Source organism: Xanthomonas sp. DAR 35659 (assembly GCF_041242975.1).
In the GTDB taxonomy this organism is placed as follows: Bacteria; Pseudomonadota; Gammaproteobacteria; order Xanthomonadales; family Xanthomonadaceae; genus Xanthomonas_A; species Xanthomonas_A medicagonis.
On sequence record NZ_CP162488.1, the window covers coordinates 1,624,854 to 1,644,964 of the forward strand.

Annotated in this window: 12 protein-coding genes; all 12 read right to left on the bottom strand. The window is 64.4% G+C overall.

Annotation, left to right across the window (positions count from 1 at the left end; genetic code table 11):
- Positions 1–370: 370 nt before the first annotated feature.
- The 12 genes from AB3X07_RS06895 to AB3X07_RS06950 all read right to left on the bottom strand — a co-directional run bounded on the left by AB3X07_RS06895 (position 371) and on the right by AB3X07_RS06950 (position 20,082).
- The gene (locus AB3X07_RS06895) at positions 371–1,666 is read right to left on the bottom strand and encodes a hypothetical protein (RefSeq protein ID WP_369943690.1); all 1,296 of its coding nucleotides are present in this window, start codon (positions 1,664–1,666) and stop codon (positions 371–373) included.
- Positions 1,667–2,224: 558 nt separating this feature from the next.
- On the bottom strand, positions 2,225–2,452 hold the full coding sequence (locus AB3X07_RS06900) for a hypothetical protein (protein WP_369943691.1): 228 nt from the start codon (positions 2,450–2,452) through the stop codon (positions 2,225–2,227).
- Positions 2,453–2,490: 38 nt separating this feature from the next.
- A complete protein-coding gene (locus AB3X07_RS06905) occupies positions 2,491–2,610 on the bottom strand; it encodes a SymE family type I addiction module toxin (protein ID WP_369943693.1) in 120 nt (39 codons plus the stop codon).
- Between the two features lie 539 nt (positions 2,611–3,149).
- A complete protein-coding gene (locus AB3X07_RS06910) occupies positions 3,150–3,773 on the bottom strand; it encodes a HEPN domain-containing protein (RefSeq protein ID WP_369943694.1) in 624 nt (207 codons plus the stop codon).
- Positions 3,770–4,801 carry a DUF262 domain-containing protein gene (locus AB3X07_RS06915; protein WP_369943695.1) on the bottom strand — a complete coding sequence of 344 codons (1,032 nt, stop codon included), beginning with the start codon at positions 4,799–4,801 and terminating at the stop codon, positions 3,770–3,772. The genes AB3X07_RS06910 and AB3X07_RS06915 overlap by 4 nt, the downstream gene beginning before the upstream one ends.
- Positions 4,802–4,900: 99 nt before the next feature.
- Positions 4,901–5,785, bottom strand: coding sequence for a type II toxin-antitoxin system death-on-curing family toxin (locus AB3X07_RS06920; protein ID WP_369943696.1), 885 nt, complete (start codon positions 5,783–5,785; stop codon positions 4,901–4,903).
- A 314-nt stretch (positions 5,786–6,099) separates the two neighbouring features.
- The gene (locus tag AB3X07_RS06925) at positions 6,100–7,947 is read right to left on the bottom strand and encodes a glycoside hydrolase family 35 protein (protein WP_369943697.1); all 1,848 of its coding nucleotides are present in this window, start codon (positions 7,945–7,947) and stop codon (positions 6,100–6,102) included.
- Between the two features lie 140 nt (positions 7,948–8,087).
- Complete coding sequence (locus AB3X07_RS06930) at positions 8,088–10,430, bottom strand: GH92 family glycosyl hydrolase (protein ID WP_369943698.1); 2,343 nt, start codon at positions 10,428–10,430, stop codon at positions 8,088–8,090.
- 117 nt (positions 10,431–10,547) lie between these two features.
- Entirely contained in the window at positions 10,548–11,993 is a 1,446-nt protein-coding gene (locus tag AB3X07_RS06935; protein ID WP_369943699.1) for a glycoside hydrolase family 125 protein, read from the bottom strand.
- 141 nt (positions 11,994–12,134) lie between these two features.
- Positions 12,135–14,879 carry a glycoside hydrolase family 3 C-terminal domain-containing protein gene (locus AB3X07_RS06940; protein WP_369943700.1) on the bottom strand — a complete coding sequence of 915 codons (2,745 nt, stop codon included), beginning with the start codon at positions 14,877–14,879 and terminating at the stop codon, positions 12,135–12,137.
- Entirely contained in the window at positions 14,879–17,578 is a 2,700-nt protein-coding gene (locus AB3X07_RS06945) for a beta-mannosidase (RefSeq protein ID WP_369943701.1), read from the bottom strand. The genes AB3X07_RS06940 and AB3X07_RS06945 overlap by 1 nt, the downstream gene beginning before the upstream one ends.
- A gap of 17 nt (positions 17,579–17,595) precedes the next feature.
- Entirely contained in the window at positions 17,596–20,082 is a 2,487-nt protein-coding gene (locus AB3X07_RS06950) for a family 20 glycosylhydrolase (protein ID WP_369943702.1), read from the bottom strand.
- Between the last annotated feature and the right edge of the window lie 29 nt (positions 20,083–20,111).

A 20,111-nucleotide genomic window follows, 5' to 3' on the forward strand; every position in this document is an offset into this window, starting at 1 on the left:
TTTCATATGTTCGATGAAACACTAAAATCGGGGTCAGGAAAATCGGGGTCAGAGTGCACTTATCCCACCTAAGCATAGGAGGTTACTCGTGGCGGAGCGTTTAGATGCACGACGCTCGTCTTAGCTCAGAGCGGAGAACCGCTCAGGCGACGTCAACCCCCAAAAATACTTCTTATAGGAAAGTACACTCTGACCCCTGTTTTCCCGCATTGGGACGCAGCCTGGCAAGCACGTAGCCGACCAGTGCGTCACCTGAGGTAGGTCGCCAAAGGTCGGACCGACAGGAGAGGAAAGCGTACTCTGACCTCTGTTTTCGGCTCTCCCCCGTTTGCAGATCAGGCTGCAGGTTATGCGGATTGCCGGCCCTTGCTCAATTATCCAGCTGGCAATTAGAGACGTCTTCGTAGCCCAGTACCAGATTTTTTCCCTGCGTCAGTGCAACATAGTTATTGAGAAAGTCCCTCAAGTCGTCCTTGAAAATTCCGCTATGCTTTATGATTACTTTGCCGCTTACAGATGCAACAATGAAAGGGCTGTATGGTTGGCTTGATCTATCCAAGGGGGTTAGTTTGATTTTTCCAATTTCCGGAATATTGGTAAGGTCGAACTTTGCGATTTCGCATCGCGCTTTATCATATTTTTCTGGATCGAACTTTAGGGTGCCGCCGTTTTCTATTGTCTCAACCGCATGCGTTACCTGTGGAGCATAAGAGCCCAATGCTTGATTGTCGAGGTCATTATTCTTGCCCCAGAGCGCAGGGCGAAAAGTCGTTCTTAAGAGTCGTGCGATTGGAAACCAAAAAATGCGAGCGCTATCGGTTTGCGATGACAATGTGAGCATTACTGGTGTCTGTTCGTGATCATAGGGCAGCTTGCGCGACAGGCTGTCGATCGCCTCATATTGCTTTGCTTCAATGGCGGGATTCAACAAGACAGCTAGCGTTCCGAAGCCGACTATTCTTCGCGTTGGAACGTCCGGATCCCCGGTCCGCTGAGTTGCCGCAATAAGCTCGCGCTCGATCTGTGGTGACACAGCCCTAAAAAGTACCTGCCCGCCAAAACTATGGCCAAAAGACACCAGCCCCATGAAGGGCGCTTTTTCGCCACCATTTATCTTGAGTCTATCTTGATAGATGTCGTTAAGTTCAGATAAAAATCTACCAATCTCTCCATTCCCTACACGCTCGGCGGCCGATTTTCTACCCCAGAAAGTAAGGTAGTCTAAAGGCATGGGTAACGACTTCCCGCGCCAGCCAACGTAAACGCCGATAACCTTCACGTCGCCGTCCCCGGTCAATACCTCTCTGGACTTCCGATATATTCCTGATTCGCCGTTTTGGCGATCATCCAAGGTATCCCGGATTTTAACAAGGGAATCTGCAAAATCTTTTACATTTTTGTCTTTGGGTGAGGCGTTATGGTGCCAGCCGTGGATAAATATAACAACAATGGTATTGTGGTGCTTTGAAATTTCTCGTATTGTACTCACCGCATTAGCTGCAACATTGGGCTCTCTAAATTTTCCTGCGTCGTCAATTTGTATGACGTAGTCAAGCTCCTTGTCGAAAGGGCTGCTTGCTTGAGGGAAGGTGCAATCATAAGTGGCACAAGATAAGATGCTTAGTGAAGCAAGCGACGGAATGAACCAGCGAAGATATTTTTCCATGGATCAGCTCCTGTGTAATTTTTGCTGGCGTCATGCAGAATTCTAGAAAGTTATATCGTTTGAACTCAGGTCGAGAATGTCACTTCAAAGCTGTTTGTCTTAAGTGAGCTTGGGGCAGGGGATTCGGCACGTTACGATGCATGACTGCGACCTATTCGCCAGGAAAAAAGACGTGTGCCCAACTCGTCGGACAGATAGGTTGGTCAAAGGTCATGACGTTTTCCCGTGTAAATGAGTTGCGATCCTTACGGAAGGAGATGTGTAGCCCGCTGTTCTATCGCCTCTTTGGTGAGGTAAGGCTCCCGCTTTTATCCGCCCGCTCCCCTTATCGCATGGTTCCCAGGCCAATCTCATGGCCGTTCAACAGCGGATGTCAGCACGAAACCGACGCTACTACTTAGTGACCTTCGTCACAAGTTGGGTGGGGTCGTCATTGGCACTAATTGGTAGACAAATTGCGGTATCGCGTGGTCAAGATATCTCGGGACGATGCATCCAAGAACAACTCAACAAACTGGAGAAATTGCACTTAGACGTGCACAGTTTTGTTCGCTTTGACTATTCCATGCCCTTGAGCGCTTGCGCGCCCACCTGGTCCAGGATGCCGCGCGCCGCGCGGCCGGCGGTGTAGATGGCCTCTCCCAGCGCGGGCAGCGTGCGGGGATCCAGATAGGGCGCCGTGCCGGCGGCGAGGATGTCGCCATGCGCGGTGATGGTGCGGATCAGGCCGGCGAGCGCATCGGCCTGGTCGAGCGTGATGCCGAAGACAAAGCGGTTGCACGCCATCTCAGCGATCCTCCGGTGCGTGGTGGGCGGTGGCCGCGTCAGTCCTTGCGGGCCACGCTCACCACCAGTTCGCCGTCGCGCACCTGCACGCGCAGCGTACTGCCGATGGTGAAGCCCAGTGCCTCCATCCAGCGGCCGCCCAGGCGCAGCGCGGGCATGCGTTTACCGCTGGCGGAGTGGCCGCAGCCGACGGTGCACGTCTGTGGCGGGCGAGAGCGGCGGGGTGCGCGTGGCGGCCGGGCCAGTTCGGCGGCGATGGCGGCCGCTGCGTCTTCAACCGACATCATCGGGGTGCACGGTGGCTCGATGTAACGCAGGAATCCGGCCGGCTCGGCCTTAGGTTTGGGCTGCGGCTGGCGCGCTGCACGTTTGCGGGCAGGCGGGGTGCTGGGAGTGGTGGGGCGGGGTGACGGTTGACGCATGGCACAGCCTCCTTGGCAGACAGGAACCCGCGCCGAACGGCGACGGGATGTCGGGAGGTTAGAAACCGCAGAGAGCCGGCGGGCTTATTTCCCCGAAGGGTGTTGTATTCACCGCCCTCCCGACGCAGACAGCGCGTCGGAGTGTGCCTGCGAACAGGCACAAAAAACCCACCGGTTTGACGGAGGTGGGTGCCGCTCTCTGAGGAGTTTCTACGCTCCTTGGAGGGAATGGTGATACTAGTTTTTTGGGCTGTCAACTGGTTTTTTCGGTAAAGCTAAGATGAGATTTCAAGTGAATCTGATCCCGTTGCTTGGCAGGCGTTTACAATGAAATCAATGTAACTCCGGGCGGAGGAAAGGTACTGCCGGATATCGCCGAGCGATAGGTCGGACGCGTCGTCGTTATGGTGAACGATATTGTTGCGCCTAGTAACGATCGTTTGGATCAGCTCCTTCCACATCTCCCAAGTGGCTTTGTCGCTTGCCAAGTCAACCCCTACGTAAGCTAGAGCTTCCTTCGTGCGGTAGACGTTTCCGGACACGAGATCATCAACCTCCTTTCGTGTCATGCCGATCTCAAGCCGCACACCCTGCGCTGATCCGTCGCCCTTCTTCTTCGTGTTGTACCTCCACTCGATGAGAGCGGTGGGAATGGATGCTGCCAGAGCTCGTTCGTCAATATCTTTGGCAATAGCAAAGACGATCTCTTTTATGCACATCTCAAGGTGAGCACACAACGAGATCAAGAATGACTTAGTAAAGAAATTTATGTTGTCGGTGAGAATGGGGGAGTTGCCGTCGCCTCCTACGACTTCCTGCTCAGTGGCACACACCATTGCTTCAAGTTCGGAGAGTCCGAAAATGTATGTCTGCGCTACAGCCACGACTCGTCCGCTCATGATGAAAGAATTGGTTTTATTAGCTTTTCCCACAGTTCACGGCGCTTCAAAATCGATGATTTGTTCTGAATGCCGCCCGACAAAGTCCTTTGAAAATCGGCCTTCTTGCAAAGCTTTTCGAACGCCTTTCTGATCTTTTCTTCCTTGCCGTTGATGTCCGTTTTCTTAACTGGTGCCATGCTGCTCATTAGCAAGTCATAGTGAACGATGCTTTGCCTTGGCTTGTTTTTTGTGGTGTCTGCGAACACGCTTTCGCCAAAGATCTGCTCGCAGGCCGCAAGGGTGGAATTAAAGAGGCTGCGGAGTTTTGCTATTTTTGTATGAGAGATATTTGCATTTTCGCGCATATAGACATCCAGAAATTTCGAGAGCCTCCCTTCGTAGCTTTCAAGATCGTCTTGCAAGGCAAAAAACCGAAGTACGAGTTCTTCTCCTTCTCGAGAGTCCTTCTGTGTATTTCCAAAATTTGCGATTGCTTGTTTCTTTGCTAGTTCGATTAATAGTTCGTTAAGAGGTCCAGGGTAAATTGCGTGTCGAATCTCTTGGTCGGAAAGTCGGACTGCACCTTGGTTCAGTCGAGAAAATATTTCTTGAACTAGATTTGGCGGATTTTCTTTTCTGAGTACGATGCAACGAATGGTTGTGGCTTCTAGTTCAGATCGATACGCTGCTAATTCAGAGAACCTCTTTCCTTCCAGCTCCTTGAATGCACTCATTCCCTCAAGAGCAAATTCGTCCTTGAAGAACTTTTGTATCGTAGTAAGGCGCTGCACGCCATCAATCACAAAGTGGGTGCCGTCCTCTTTTTCAGCGAAGTAGCAGGCCGGCAACGGGATCCTCATTAGGCATGACTCGATAAACCGCGACGCGCGTTCCCAGCCCTCTTTGTCCCATTTGTACTTGCGCTGAAACTCGGGATCGAGTTTTAGCTTCGGTGGTTTCGTTTGAATGCGAGAAAAAAGTGTTTCAAACGGATAGTCAATAGGGAATAGGTTGAGGGTCTTTTCTGATGTGTCTTGCTTTGTCACTTACATCTTCTCCAAAATAATTTTTAATATGGATGAGGGCAGGGTGGCGCTTAAATTTGTTCGTGCCAATTGGCGTTGGCTTGAATTTATTGTGGGTGCTCACCTAAAGGCCAGCCGCTGTAGTGGGCCCTCGTATTGCGCGATGAGTGAGTTTAGCGGATCAGCCCCACGGTAGAACGTGGCTGAATCGACGCCGTACTCTGGCGTCAACTTGGCAGCTTTTCGGACCGTTGCGATAGCGCCCCTTCCCACTTGGCTCTTCCAGCTTGGGAAGCCAATCTGTGCAACCTTGACTAACTTTTGTATTTTTTTTCCGAGGATGCCGAATTCTCTGGATGTATCAATTCGGCAAATATCAATGTAGTTATTCTTCGGGTCGCCGAAACAGTAGCCAAAATCATTAAGGCGCCTTCCAAGTTCATTGTAGGTGATGTTATAGAATCGACCGTCTCTTTCGCGAGAATTGCGTTTCAAGTAATCGGCAATGAATAGCACGTCAGCATCGTCTTCGCGCTTCATTAGGCTCTTCATCCTTCGATATTTAGCCAAGCTCCTTTCAGCGATATCGACCATAAAGTCTTCTAGCTCTTTTTGTCCATTCGTGGGCTGTCGATTCATCTTGTGGAGAGCGAATAGATATGCAAGCAAGCCTGTGCGCTTATTGGCATCATGAAACGGATGATCCGTGACAAGCCCAAATATCAGTGTTGCGGCTTTTTCATAGGGCGTCTTCCACTTGTTTATACCTCCATACGCGACGAATTGCCGGTACACAGCTGAGTGCAGAAGATCGAGGTCTCGGGGTCCGATGCCCCCCATGCCTGCTTCACGCCCGTAGAAAAAATCAGCGATGAGATAGTGCGCGCGTAGTACGTCAAGCAGGCCCACTGTGTCTGCGGTGTCGTACTGATCATCTGGATCAACGTGTGCTGCCCAGCGCTTATATTCGGCATCGATGGCCGTATTTAAGAACTCAACCTCCATGCACTCTCCCCGTGAGCGCTAACTTCTATTCGATGTAAAACTGGTGTGCAAAATAGGTGCATATCCCAGCGGTTCCGTCGCCTTTCGGTAAGGCATGCTTCCTGCTTCCATCTGTCTCCAACCCCGCTGTGGCTGATCCTTGTGTCTAACACATGCTCGTTCTCCAGTGCATCCTGCACAGATGCCGACGGTATCACCGGTAGAACACGGCGACAAGTTAAGGCCGTTCGACGGAGCCAGTGGCCTTAATTGGTAGACAAGTTTGATCCCGCGCCATCCAGATGTGCCGGATGGCGGTTTTTTTGGTGAATGCCTTAGTTACCCGGCGTACTCCAAACCTGGCCCTTAACCCCACGCACGCTCGCATCCGCCGCGCTATCCAGATCAAACACAATCACACTGTTCTCCCCCTTCCGCTGCCAAGGCGCCGGAAAATACAACGCCCGCTGCGGCCCAATCTTCCAGTGCCGCCCCAGGTTATGGCCATTGGCCCAGGCGAAGCCTTTGCCGAAGGCACGCATGTCCAGGAACGTATCGGCAGGCGTGCCGATCTTCAGCGTGCCGCGATGGAAGGCGGGGCCGTCGACCTTGGCGGTGGTCCAGCCGGTGAGCTTGCTCGGGTCGTCCATCGGCAGGGGGAAGGTCTGCCAGCCGGTCAGCGGCTTGCCGTCGAGCAGCACGGGGTCGACCAGGCCGGCGCGGCCGTCGGCCAGGTGGGCGCCGTAGTTGATGCGTCCGCTGTTCTCCACCAGCACGTCGAGGGTGTGGGGGCCGGCGGGGATGTCGACGTCCACGGCCACCTGCTGCAGGCGGCGTTCGGCGCTGCCGGCCAGCTTCCGATCGACGTAGACGCGGGCGTAGTCGCGGATCTCGCCCAGGTACAGGCTGCCCTTGCGCGGGCCGGTGACGGTGGTGCGGTAGAGGATGTAGCCGTAGGCCTGGCCGTAGCGCTCCATCGGTTGCGGGGTTTCGGTGGTGGCGGCCGGGGCGGGCAGGTTGTCCCACAGCGAGGCGGATTCGCGCAGCGGCGTGCCCGGCAACTCGGCGAAGCGGATCGGCTTGGGCAGCGCCGGCGGCGCGATGCCGGTGACGCGCTGGATGGCGTCGCGGAACAGGGTGAACTTGGGGGTGGGGCGGCCGGCTTCGTCGAGCACGGCGTCGTAGTCGTAGCTGGTGGTCTGCGGGGCGTAGTGGTCGCTGGGGTTCTTCTGGAAGTTGGCGCCGTTCATGAAGCCGAAGCTGGTGCCGCCGACGAACATGTAGAGGTTGGCGGAATGGCCCTGGCGCAGGATCCATTCGAATTCGCTGGCCTGTTTGGCCGCGTCGGTGGCGGCATGCTTCTCGCCCCACTGGTCGAACCAGCCGGCCCAGTATTCGCCCACCATCTGCGGTTGGCCGGGACGGAACTTGGCCAGGGTCTGGAACGCTTTTTCGGCGTCGCCGGGGCCGAAGTTCACCACGGCCAGGGTGTCGGGCAGGGTGCCGTTGGCCAGCACGTCGGCGCCGTCGGCGGTGAACAGCAGGGCCTTGTCGAAGCCGGCCTTGACGAACATGGCGCGGTTGGCCTGCATGTAGACGTGGTCGTCGTCGTAGGAGCCGTATTCGTTCTCGACCTGCACGGCGATGATGGGGCCGCCGTTGCGGTTGAGCTTGGGCTTGACCTGCGCGGCGACGGCGTCCAGATACGCCTGGCTGGCGGCGAGGAAGCGCGGGTCCTGGCTGCGCACGCGCATGCCCGGTTCGGCGAACAGCCAGGCGGGGTAGCCGCCGGCTTCCCATTCGGCGCAGACGTAGGGGCCGGGGCGCAGGATGACGTTGAGGCCTTGCGCAGCGGCTTCGTCGATGAAGGCGGCCACGTCGTTGTTGCCGCTGAAGTCGAACTGGCCCTGGTGCGGTTCGACCAGGTTCCAGAACACGTAGGTCTCCACGGTGTTCAGGCCCATGGCGCGCGCCTTTTGCAGGCGGTCTTTCCAGTAGGCGCGCGGGATGCGCTGGAAGTGGATGGCGCCGGAAATGATCTGGTAGGGCTTGCCGTCGCGGGTGAAGTGTTCGCCCTGGGTGGCGAAGGCGGGCCAGGCGGTGCGTTCGGCGGCATGCATGTTGGCGGCAGGCAGGGCGAACGCCAGGGCGAGGACAAGAGCGGCAAGGGTCGTGCGCGGCATGGGGGATCTCGGAAGAGGCGATGCGGGTGCAACGGAACAGACAACATGGAGCGTGCGCCGCAATGCAGCCGGTCGCACGCGCAGGGGCAGCGTGGGCGGGGGATCACCAATCCCGATTCCCCAATCCCCATTCCCGGCCGTCAAACGAACGACGGCGGCAGGTCTTCCTTGGCCGCGCCGAAGGCGGGATTCGGCTTCGGGCCCATCTCCAGTTCCAGGGTGCCGCCGGTGGCGAGGTCGGCGTGGCGCAGCCAGCTGCGCGTATACGGCTTGCCGTTCCAGCGGGCGCGCTGGATGTAGACGTTGGCGGCGCTGTTGCCGTGGGCGACGATGCTGAGGGTGCGGCCGTGGCCGACATCGAGGTCGGCGCGCTTGAACAGCGGGCTGCCGAGGACATAAGTGGCGCTGACCGGGTCCACCGCGTAGAAGCCCAATGCGCTGAGAACGAACCAGGCGCTCATCTGCCCGCAGTCCTCGTTGCCTGAGAGGCCGTTGCGCGCGTCGTGGTACTGCTCGCGCAGCAACCGCCGCACCATCGCCTGGGTCTTGTACGGCTGCCCGGCGTAGGCGTACAGGTAGGCCACGTGGTGGCTGGGCTCGTTGCCGTGCGCGTACTGGCCGACCATGCCGTCGATGTCCGGCGGGGCGTCGGCCGGCAGTTCGGAGCTGGTGGAGAACAGTTCGTCGAGCTTGGCGACGAAGCCGTCGCGGCCGCCGAACAGGTCCATGTAGCCGTACAGGTCGTGCTGGTTGAGGAAGGTGGCCTGCCAAGCGTTGGATTCGGTGAAGTCGCGCCATTTGCTCATGTGGCCCATCGCGCGCGGATCGAACGGCGCGGCCCAGTCGCCGTTGCTAAGCCGCGGTTGCACGAAGCCGCTGTCGCGATTGAACACGTTGCGGTAGTTGCGCGAGCGTTCGCGCAAGGCGCTCGCTTCCTTGGCGGCACCGGCGGCCTGCGCCAGGTGCGCCACGGCCCAGTCGTCGTAGGCGTATTCGAGGGTGCGGCTGACCGCTTCGTCCACGCTGTCGCTGGGGATGTAGCCGCGCTTGCGGTATTCGCCCAGGCCGTGGGTGGTGTCGTCCATCGCGCGCTTGCGGTAGGCGGGCCAGGCGGCGGCGTAGTCGATGCCGGTGAAGCCCTTGGCGTGCGCTTCGGCCAGGACCACGGCGGAGTGGTAGCCGATCATGCAGCCGGTCTCCACGCCTTGCAGCGGCCAGATGCCGACGCCGTCCGGGCATTCGTTGGCGCCGCGCACCAGGCATTGCACCAGGTCGGGCACGCGTTCGGGTTGCACCAGGGTCAGCAAGGGATGCAGGGCGCGGTAGGTGTCCCACAGCGAGTAGGTGCTGTAGTTGTGGTAGCCGGGCGGCGCCTGGTGCACCTGCAGGTCCATGCCGCGGTAGCGGCCGTCGGTGTCGCTGAACAAGGTCGGGGCGAGCAGGCTGTGGTACAGGCCGGTGTAGAAGATGCGGCGCTGCGCGTCGTCGTCGGTGTCGATGCGGATACGGCCGAGTTCCTTCTCCCACGCGGCGACGGCGGCGGCGTGCACGCGTGGGAAATCGAAGTCGGGCAGTTCCGCGTCGAGGTTGGCCAGGGCATTCTCGGCGCTGACCGCGGAGAGGCCGACCTTGACCAGCAGCGGCGCGTCGGCGGCATCGGGGTAATGCAGCGCCACTTTCAGGTGGCTGCCATCGGCGTGGCGCGTGCCGGCCGCCAGCGGCTGGTCGTCGGAATAGAGCTGCGCGTTCGCGAACGGCCGCGACAGGCGCATGGCGAAGTAGAGGTAGCGGCCCTTCGCCCATTGGTACACGCGGCGCCCGCCGGTCAGCGTCCGCGCATCGACGATGCGCAGTTGCGCGTCGCTCACGCGCGTGGGGATTCCGGGTTTGTCCTGCATGCCGTGGCACAGGTCCAGCAGCAGGTGCGCGGGCTTGCCCTTGGGGAAGTGGTAGCGGTGCAGGCCGGCGCGCGCGGTGGCGGTCAGTTCGGCGTGCACGCCGCTGTCCTTCAGGCGCACGCGGTAGTAGCCGGGCGAGGCGGCTTCGTCGGCGTGGTCGTAGCGCGCGCGGTAGCCGGCGTCCGGATCGTCGAGCGGGCCTGGCTGCAGCTTCACCGCGCCGACCGCCGGCACCACCAGAAAATCGAGCATGTCGCCGATGCCGGTGCCGGACAGGTGGGTGTGCGAGAAGCCCATGATCGAGCCGTCGGACTCGTGGTAGCCGGAGCATGAATCCCATACGGCGTTGTAGGTGTCCGGGCTCAGCTGCACCATGCCGAACGGCAGGGTGGCGCCGGGAAAGGTGTGGCCGTGGCCGCCGGTGCCGATGAACACGTCGACGTGGCGGGTGAGCGCGGCCTGGGCGCGCGCGTCGGCCGGCAATGCGTAGCGGCCGGCGCGTGCCTGCGCCAGGCGCGCGATGCCGCTGCCGCCGAACAGGGCCAGGGCGATGGCGCCCTGCAGGAAACCGCGTCGTGTGGCCATGGTGCTGTCCTCGGGGTGTGCGGCGGGGAGGGAGGGTGTTTTTGTAGGAGCGGCTTCAGCCGCGACAGGCAGCGTCGGTAGAGCCTGTCGCGGCTGAAGCCGCTCCTACAGGGAGCGCTAGGTCTTCAGCAACTGCGGCTTGCGCTGGTGCAGGTCGATGATCAGTTCGCCGAACAAGGTGTTGGCCCACGCGAACCAGTCGCGGGTGAAGGTGCTCGGGTCGTCCTTGTCGAAGGCTTCGTGCATGAAGCCGGTGTCGGCGTCGGTGGTCTTGAGCCACTGCAGGCACTGGCGGATCTGCGCGTCGTCGTCGCTGGCCAGGGCGTACTGCATGATCGACATCGGCCAGATCGTGCCCATGCCGCTGTGCGGGCTGCCCACGCCTTCGGCGGCGCGACCGCGGTAGAAGTACGGGTTGCGTTCGCTCCAGGCCAGTTGCCGGGTGCGCAGGAACACCGGATCGCGACGGTCGCAGCAGCCCAGGTAGGCCAGGCTCAGCAGCCCGGGCGCATTGGCGTCGTCGATGAACAACTGGTTGCCGTAGCCATCCACCTCGTAGGCCCAGAACGGCTGGCCGTCGGCGTCGCGCATCTGCCCGAAGGTGCGGGTGGCGGTCTCGACCTCGTCGGCCAGCGTTCGGCACTCCGCGGCGAACGCGGCGTCGTGGTGCAGCGCCTCGCTCATCGCCGCCAGTTGCCGCAGCGAGGTCACCGCGAACAGGTTGGCGGGCACGAACAACGGGTACACGCAGGCGTCGTCGGACGGGCGGAACATCGAGTGGATCATGCCGTTGGGCCGGGTCGGTTGCCCGTAGCCGTCCAGCACCAGGGTTTCGGTCGCCAGCGGCGACGGGCGCTGGAAGTGGTAGGGGCCGCGATCGTGCAGACGCTGCTGCTCGCGGAAGGTGCGCACCACCACGTGCATCGCCGCGCGCCAGTCATCGTCGAACGGCGCGGTATCGCCGCTGGCGCGCCAGTACTCGTGCGCCAGGCGGATCGGGTAGCACAGCGAATCCACTTCCCACTTGCGCTCGCCAACGCCTGGCTTCATCTCGGTGATGTCGGCCACCGACCACTTCAAGCGCTGGCTGGTGCCGTCGGGCAGGAACGCGTTGGCATAGGGGTCGAGCTGGATGCAGGCGGCCTGGCGCTGGATCAGACCATGGAACATGCGCCGCAGCGCCGGGTCGGTCTTGGCCAGCGGGATGTACGGATGCACCTGCGCTGAGGAGTCGCGCAGCCACAGCGCCTCGATGTCGCCGGTGATGACGAAGGTGTCCGGCTTGCCGTTGCGGGTGCCGGTTTCCACCGTGGTGTCGAGGGTGTTGGGGTAGCAGTTCTCGAACAGCCAGGCCAGGCGCGGATCGGCGATGCCGGCCTTGACGGTGCGCAACTGGCGTTCGACCGCGGCGCTGACGAAGCGGCGCTTGCCCGGTGGCGGTCGCTTGCTGGGCAGGCCTGCCGCCGATGCGCCGGACGCGGCGAAGCCGGGCACGGCACCGGCGAGCAGGCCGGCGCCGGCGGCGCTGCCGAGCAGGTGGAGGACGTCGCGGCGGGAGGGCATGGTGACTCCTGGTCTGGTTTGTACGTGTAGGCGCAGCGCGTTTCTGTAGGAGCGGCTTCAGCCGCGACCGGGCGTTACCGGTAAATCCCGGTCGCGGCTGAAGCCGCTCCTACAGGAAGCGATGGGGGGCGCACTCGCTGGTCACCGCGGGATAGCCGCGGTGCCCTGGATCGAAAACGCGGCTGCGCCGCCGGGGGCGCCGGTGTCGGGCTGGCCGCCGCCGACGAACACGCGATAGTCGCCCGGCTGCACCGCGCGCTGGCCGGCGCGATCGACGTCGCTCAGCTGGCGCGGCGTCAGCGCGAACCGCACGTCGCGCGTTTCGCCCGGTTGCAGCGTCACGCGCTGGAAGCCGACCAGGCTGCGCAGCGGCGACTGCGCGCGCGGCGGGTATTGCAGGTACACCTGCACCACCTCGTCGCCGGCGCGCGCACCGGTATTGCGCACGGTGGCGGTCACTTGCAGCGGCTGGCCGGCCTGCAGGGTCGCGGTCGACAGTTGCGGCGCGTCGTAGGCGAACTGGGTGTAGCTCAACCCATAGCCGAACGGGAACAGCGGTTCGCCCTTGAAGTAGCGATACGTCCGGCCCTTCATGTCGTAGCTCACGTACGGCGGCAGGTCCTTGGTCGAGCGGTAGAAGGTCACCGGCAGACGGCCGCCGGGATTGACGTCGCCGGCCAGTGCCTGGGCGATCGCGGTGCCGCCGGATTGGCCGGGATACCAGGCCGCCACGATCGCGTCTGCATGCTGCTTGGCCCAGTTCAAGGCCACCGCGCTACCGCTCATCAGCACCACGATCAGCGGCTTGCCGCTGGCCTTTGCCCGTTCCAGCAGCGCCTGCTGCGCGGCCGGCAGGGCGAGGTCGTTGCGGTCGCCGCCGTCGAAGCCGGGCACGTCGATGCGCAGTTCCTCGCCTTCCACATCCGGCGACAGGCCGACGAAAGCCACCACCGCATCGGCCTGCGCGACCGCGCGTTCGGCTTCGGCCAGTTGCAGCGCCGGCGGCGCCAGCCACTCCAGGCGCACGCCCTGGTCCTGGCCGCGATGCTCCAGTTCCAGGCGGATGCGGCGCGGACGCGCATCGTCGAAATGCACGACGGCCTCGACGTTGCGGCCGTCTGCGTTGTGCATGCCGGGCGGCAGGTGTTTGTCCTCGGCGTTGCCGGCGACGACGAGGGCGTCGTCGATGTACAGCCGCACCGGATCGTGGCCGGCGCAATCGAAGCAGCGCGCCACGCGTACCGCCAGGGTGTAGTCGCCCGGGCCGGGCGGCAGCAGTTCGCCGCTCCAGCGCACCGCGTAGCGGTCCTTGTCCACGCCCTGGGCCGGGGCCACGTGGTCCCAGTTGAAGCCGACCACGCGGTCCTGGCGCCGCACGCGCGGCGTGCCGGCCAGGTCGACGTTGTCGAAATACTCGCCACGCAGGCCGGGCTTGCCGTCGCTGCGCAGCGCGGTTTCGGGGATCATGCCGGGTACGCCGGCGGCGAGCGGGGCGCCTTGCGCGTAGCTGACGTTCGCGGCGCCAAAGCGCTCGCGCAGGCCCAGCAGCGGCGTCACCGGCGCGGCCGAGGTGCCCTGGTAGTTGGCTTCCAGCGCGGCCAGCGCATCGGCATTGGGGCCGATCACCGCCAGCCGCAGGCCCGGCTGCAGCGGCAGCGTGGCGTTGCGGTTCTGCAGCAGCACGAGCGATTGTTGCGCGGCCTGCAACGCCAATGCGCGATGCGCGGCGCTGTCCACGTCCTTGGCGCCGAGCCGCGCGTACGGATCCTTGCGTTGCGGCTGCAGTTCGCCGAGCCGGTAGCGCGCGGCGAACAGGCGCACCAGGGAGCGGTCGAGCAGGGCTTGGTCGGCCTCGCCGCGGTCGAAGGCCAGGCCGAGCTCGCGGTAGGCGGTGCCGCAGTTCAGATCGTGCCCGGCCTTGAGCGCGGCCGCGGCCGAACCGGCGTTGTCGGCGCGGTAGTAGTGGAACTGGGTCATGTCGTCGATCGCATCGCAATCGGACACGACGAAGCCCTTGAAGCCCCAATCGCCGCGCACGCGGCCGTTGAGCAGCCAATCGGCGGCGCACGCCGGCGTGCCGTGCAGCGAGTTGTATGCGCACATCACCGAGCCGGCCTGGCCGTCGACGATGGCGGCGCGGAAGGCGGGCGAATAGGTCGCCTCGAAATCGCGCGGCGACACATCCACGTCGAAGCCGTGGCGGCCCGGCTCCGGGCCGCTGTGCACGGCCAGGTGCTTGGGCGTGGCGATGGTGCGCGGGTGCGCCGGATCGTCGCCCTGCAGGCCGTGGATGAAGCCCACCGCCAGTTGCCCGGTGAGGTAGGGATCCTCGCCGTAGGTTTCCATACCGCGGCCCCAGCGCGGGTCGCGGAAGATGTTGATGTTCGGCGACCAGATGGTCAGCCCGGCATAGCGCGGGTGGTCCTTGCCGGGCCTGCCGGCGAGATTGAACTTGGCGCGCGCCTCGGTCGAGGTGACGGTGCCGACCTGTTCGAGCAGCGAGGCGTTCCAGGTCGCGGCCAGGCCGATCGCCTGCGGGAACACGGTGGCGTAGCCGTTGCGGGCGATGCCGTGCAGGCCCTCGCTCCACCATTCGTAGGCCGGCACGCCCAGGCGCGGAATCGCCGGCGCCGCGTTCATCGCCTGCGCGATCTTTTCCTCGCGGGTCATCTTCGCCACCAGCGTGGCGGCGCGGTCCTCGGCGTCGTCGGCATGGGCGAGCGGGGCGGCAACCAACCCAAGGAGGTACACCCCCCGCGAAATCCCCTGTAGGAGCGGCTTCAGCCGCGACCGCGCGGCGTCGGCGCCGCACGGCGCACTCCCCTTCGCGGTCGCCTCGACGTCCTCGCGCAGCGACGCAGGACGGCCTGTCGGTGTCGCCCGCATCACTTCGCCTCCGCCGGCTCGGGCGGCGAACCGGCCAGGGTGTCTGCCAGGTCGCGCACCTGCAGCGCGCCGCGCAACTGTTCCAGCGTCGCCGCGCTGCGCACGTGCACGGTCAGCGGCTCGCCCGGCAGCAGGTCGAACGCGTTGTCCGACAGCGTGGCGTCCAGATCGCCGAACGCCAGCCACACCTCGCGCGCCAACTGGTTGCTGGTCAGGGTCAGCGCATAGCCATCGCCGTCCGCGCGCAGTTCGGTGCGGATGCCGGGGCTGGGCAGGTGCAGATGCTTGGCCGCATCGAAGAACACCAGGTTGCGCGACAGCACGCGCTCGCCGTCGAGCAGTTCGAACACGGCGAAGCTGCGCATGGGATCGGCGCGGCGCAGCAACTGCGCGTCGCTGAAGCGGCCCACGCGCAGACTGGACAGCGGCGCCAGCGTCACCGGCTTCTCGCTCTTGCTCAGCACCTGGCCGGACACGTCCATCACCCGCATGCGCCAGCGCGCGGCCAGCGGCACGGTGCGGTCGGAGACCAGCGTCACCTCGGTCTGGCCCTTGTCGTCGCGCAGCGCGGCGATCAGCTCCGGCGCGTAGAAGCGCTTGGCGTGGTAGTGCAGCGCCTTCCAGCGGCCGAAGTAGTCCAGGCTCGACCACGAGGCGCCCGGCCAGACGTCGTTGAGCTGCCAGTACAGCGAGCCCATCGACTGCGGCCGCGACGCGCGCAGGTGTTCGGCGGCCAGGGCGATGCCCTCGGCCTGCATCAGCTGGCTCAGGTAGACGAAGCTCTCGAAATCCTTGGGTTCGCCGAATTCGCGGCGGATGTACAGCAGCAGGCGCTGGTTGCCGTTGCCCTTGTCGAACTTCTGGTGCGCGCGCATCACCGGCGATTCCGGCTGCAGGTCGCCCGGTTCGGCGAAGGCGCGGATGGTGCGCATCTCCGGGAACGACTGCAGGCCATACTCGGACATGAAGCGCGGGGTCACGTTGAGGTATTCGGTGACCGGCAGCGCCGGGCCGCCCCAGACCTTCCAGTAGTGCATGTCGCCGTCGTCGGGCTGGTCGGCGGCGCCGTCGAAATCGGTGCCCGGCGAGGTCGCCCAGTACGGCGTGTCGCTGTCGTACTTCTGCACGGCTTCGCGCAGCACCGTGCCGAACAGGGTGGTCATGCCGCGCTCGATGCGGCTGCGCTCCTCCGGGTCGATCGACTGCTTGAACTTGACCCGGTCGCCCCAGTTCTCCCAACCGGTCTGCACTTCGTTGTTGCCGCACCAGATGACGATGCTCGGGTGGTCGCCCAGGCGTTTGACCTGCGCTTCGGCCTCGGCACGGGTGTTTTCGCGGAACGCCACGTCGTAGGGCGGGATCGCGCCGCCGAACATGAAGTCCTGCCAGATCATGATGCCCAGGCGGTCGGCGTCCTCGTAGAAGCTGTCCGGCTGGTAGTGGCCGCCGCCCCACATGCGCAGCATGTTCATGTTGGCGTCGCGCGCCGATTGCAGGATGCCGCGCATGCGCGCGGCGTCGACCCGGCTGGGGAAGCTGTCGAACGGGATCAGGTTGGCGCCCTTGGCGAACACCGGGATGCCGTTGACCACGATGGCCATGCCCTTACCCCACCGGTCCTTCTCGCGGCGCAGCTCGACGCTGCGCAGGCCGGTGACGCGCTGGGTGTCGATGCTGTCGCCGGCGGCGTCGCGCAGGCGCGCCTTGAACGTGTACAGGTCCTGCTTGCCGTAGCCGGCCGGGAACCAGCGCTGCGGCTTGGCGATGCGCACCGGCACGGTCAGCGTATTGCTGCCCGGATCGAGCACCGCCTTCTGGCTGAACTGCGCCACGCGCTGGCCGTCGGGGCCGAGCACGTCCAGCTCCAGTTGCACCTCGCCGCCGCGGCCGGCCTGCACCTCCAACTGCGCGAGCAGTTGCGCCGCCTCGGCGTCCACGCGCTGCTGGGCGATGTGCAGGCCCTCCACGCGCAACGCGTCCCAGGCTTCCACGCGCACGTCCTGCCAGATGCCGGCGGTGACGATGCGCGGGCCCCAGTCCCAGCCGAAGGTGTACGGCGCCTTGCGCACGTAGGTGGAGCTGTGCCGGGCGATGGGTTCGTCGCCGAACGCGGAGTCGTAGGCGCCGGGCAGCGCGTACGGCTGCTTGGCCAGCCACGGCTGGATCTTCTTGATCGGCGAGAACAGCCGCACTTCCAGCACGTTGTCGCCGCGCTTGAGCAACGGCCTGGCGTCCACCCGCCACTGCCGGAACATGTTGTCGGCGGCGAGCAGTTTCTTGCCGTTGAGGTAGACCTCGGCGTAGGTGTCCAGGCCGTCGAAGACCAGTTCCACGTGCTCGCGCGCGAGCAGCGCGGCATCGGCCCTGAAGCGCGTCTGGTACTGCCAGTCGCTCAATCCGGCCCACTGGATCTTGGCCTCGTTGTCGCGATAGAACGGATCGGGTACCACCCCGGCCGCGATCAGGTCGGTCTGCACCGTGCCGGGCACCTGTGCCGGCAGCCACTGCGCGGCCTTCGGGAAGTCCTTGGCGTGGGCCTCGCCCGGCGCCAGCCGCACCTGCCAGCCCTGTTGCAACGACAGCGAGGACGGCGGAGCCGCATGACCCAGCAGCGGCAACCCCAGCGCCAGCAACAGCCCGAGCCGGGCGGGGAAGCGCGAGCGCGGCGCGGAACGGGGATGGCGATGCGGCTGGGTCATGCGAGGCTCTCCAAGGGTCAACGCGCGGCGGGGGGCGCCTGCGCGGTGCTATCGATCAGGTGGACGGCGCCGATGGCGTAGTACGGGCCATCGATGCGCGCGGTGGAACGCAGGCACAGGTCGTGGGTGCCGGTCTGCTTGGGCAGCGGCGCTTCCAGCGAGAACTGCTCGCCCAGGGTCTTGCCGCCCGGCAGCGGGATCCGCGCCAGCAGCTTGCCGTTGCAGTCGCCCAGGTGCACTTCCAGTTCGCCGTGCGCGGTGCGGGCCGGATAGCGCTTGACCTTGACCTGGTCGTGCGCCAGCCCGTAGTTGCGCGCCAGCCGTGCCGCATCGATGCGGATGCTGCGGATGCCGTCCAGGCGCGCGTCGGCATAGCGCCAGCAACTGCTGAACAGGTCGATGTTGAACACCGGGGTGTCCTTGCCGGGCATGTCCGGCAGCAACGGCACGCGCAGGCCCAGGCTGCCGTCGGCGCAGGACCTCAGGCCCTGGGTATCGCGGCTGAGCAGGCCGGCGCGGTCGAGGATGCGGGTGCGCGGCGCGGCCAGCACGCTGCCGTCGTCGGCGTAGGTGGCCACGCGCACCGTGGCCGGCAGCGTCACCTCGAACGGCGCGGCGTAACGCGGCGAATCCGCCTTGGGCTCGCTGCCGTCGGTGGTGTAGCGGAAGCTGCCGAACTTGGCCTGGTTGCCGAGCACGATGGTGGCCTTGCCGCTGTCCAGTGCCGCGTTGTCGCCGCCCTGGATGACGATGTCCGGCGCGAACGCGCCGTCGCCGTAGTCGATGCCCAGCGCGCGGTAGCGGTTGAGCTGCGCCGGCAGGCGCTGCAGGAAGCCGTCCCAGCTGCGCGCCGCCATCGGCGACCACGCGGCTTCGGCCAGCGCGCCCAGGCGCGGGAACAGGGCGTGGTCGATGTGCCAGGACGAGGGAATGTACTCGGCCCACAGCGCGGCCTGCGCGCCGAGCACGTGCTTGCTTTCCTCGGCGCTGAGCGCGGCCGGGACCGGATCGAACTCGTAGACCTTCTGCAGCGGCAGCACCGCCAGGCGCCCGTTGGGCTCGTCGCTGCGCGCGCTCTGCAGGTTGTCCAGATACAGCCAGCCGGCCGGCACCAGGACCACGTCGTGGCCCTGCTTGGCCGCCGTCACCGCGCCGTCGACGCCGCGCCAGGACATCACCGACGCGCTCGCCGGCAGGCCGCCCTCCAGGATCTCGTCCCAGCCGATCAGGCGCCGGTCGTGCTTGGTCAGGTAGTCCGACAGCTGCTGGTTGAACCAGCCCTGCATCGCATGCGCATCCTTGACCCCCAGCTTGCGCATCTGCGCGCGCACCGCCGGCGAGCGCTCCCACTGGTCCTTGACCGCTTCGTCGCCGCCGATGTGGATGTACTGCGAGGGGAACAGCGCCAGCACCTCATCCAGCACGTCGCGGATGAAGCTCATGCTCTTCTCGTCGGTATCGAACAGGTAGGGATTGACCCCCCAGTCCACCGACACCTTGGGCCGCTGTTTGGTGACGCCGACCAGCTCCGGATACGCCGCCACCGCCGCCTGCGCATGGCCGGGCATGTCCAGCTCCGGCACGATGGTGATGTGCCGCGCGGCGGCATAGGCCACCAGGTCGCGGATCTGGTCTTGGGTGTAGAAGCCGCCGTAGCGGTCGGGCACGCCCTGGGTGCCGGCGCCGGGCGGGGTGCGCCATGCGCCGATCTCGGTGAGCTTGGGATAGCGCTTGATCTCGATGCGCCAGCCCTGGTCGTCGGTCAGGTGCAGGTGCAGCACGTTGAGCTTGTGCTCGGCCATCGCGTCGATGACGTGCTTGACCGTGTCCGGGCCGTGGAAGTGGCGGGCCACGTCGAGCAGCAGGCCGCGCCAGCCGAAGCGCGGCCAGTCGCGGATCTTGACCTCAGGAACGTCCACCTCGCCCTTGCCGGCGTCGGGGGTGAGCAGTTGCCAGGCGCTCATCGCGCCGTAGAACAGGCCGCGTTCGTCGCGCGCCTGGATCAGCATGGTGTTGCCGTCCACGTCCAGCCCGTAGCCTTCCGGCGCCTCGACCGGGGCGTTGGGATTCAACTGCAGGCGGATCGCGCCATTGGCCGGAATGGTCTCGGCGCGCACCTCCAGTGCCAGGCCGCGGGTGCTTTCCAGCAGCGCGGCCAGTTGCCGGGCCACGCGCATCGCCACTTCGTCGTCGGTCGGCACCGACAGCGTGCTGCCGGTGCCGATGGTCAGCGTGGCGTCGCCGCGCTTGACCTGCGCCGGCGCCGGGATCAGCGGCAACGGCGCGGTGTCCGCCGGCTTTGGCGCGGCCGGCGCCGGCGCGGGCGCCGCGGCGGGCTTGGCCGGGTCGGCGGCGACCGGGGCATCGCGGCCGCAGCCGCTCAGCACAGCGGTGAGGGCGAACAGGGCATATCCCAGCCACGTGCTGCGGGAGGCCGCCGCGGCGCCGGTGTCGGCGGTCGGCGGGCGATCTGGCGTTCGGGGGGACGCACCTGCTGCAATCATGCGGTCGATCTCGTGCTGTGGGTCCTCTA

Bases quoted from the DNA above. Each gene is read 5' to 3' on its own strand.
- AB3X07_RS06895 (WP_369943690.1), bottom strand. From the start codon at position 1,666: ATGGAAAAATATCTTCGCTGGTTCATTCCGTCGCTTGCTTCACTAAGC.
- AB3X07_RS06900 (WP_369943691.1), bottom strand. From the start codon at position 2,452: ATGGCGTGCAACCGCTTTGTCTTCGGCATCACGCTCGACCAGGCCGAT.
- AB3X07_RS06905 (WP_369943693.1), bottom strand. From the start codon at position 2,610: ATGCCCGCGCTGCGCCTGGGCGGCCGCTGGATGGAGGCACTGGGCTTC.
- AB3X07_RS06910 (WP_369943694.1), bottom strand. From the start codon at position 3,773: ATGAGCGGACGAGTCGTGGCTGTAGCGCAGACATACATTTTCGGACTC.
- AB3X07_RS06920 (WP_369943696.1), bottom strand. From the start codon at position 5,785: ATGGAGGTTGAGTTCTTAAATACGGCCATCGATGCCGAATATAAGCGC.
- AB3X07_RS06925 (WP_369943697.1), bottom strand. From the start codon at position 7,947: ATGCCGCGCACGACCCTTGCCGCTCTTGTCCTCGCCCTGGCGTTCGCC.
- AB3X07_RS06930 (WP_369943698.1), bottom strand. From the start codon at position 10,430: ATGGCCACACGACGCGGTTTCCTGCAGGGCGCCATCGCCCTGGCCCTG.
- AB3X07_RS06935 (WP_369943699.1), bottom strand. From the start codon at position 11,993: ATGCCCTCCCGCCGCGACGTCCTCCACCTGCTCGGCAGCGCCGCCGGC.
- AB3X07_RS06940 (WP_369943700.1), bottom strand. From the start codon at position 14,879: ATGCGGGCGACACCGACAGGCCGTCCTGCGTCGCTGCGCGAGGACGTC.
- AB3X07_RS06945 (WP_369943701.1), bottom strand. From the start codon at position 17,578: ATGACCCAGCCGCATCGCCATCCCCGTTCCGCGCCGCGCTCGCGCTTC.
- AB3X07_RS06950 (WP_369943702.1), bottom strand. From the start codon at position 20,082: ATGATTGCAGCAGGTGCGTCCCCCCGAACGCCAGATCGCCCGCCGACC.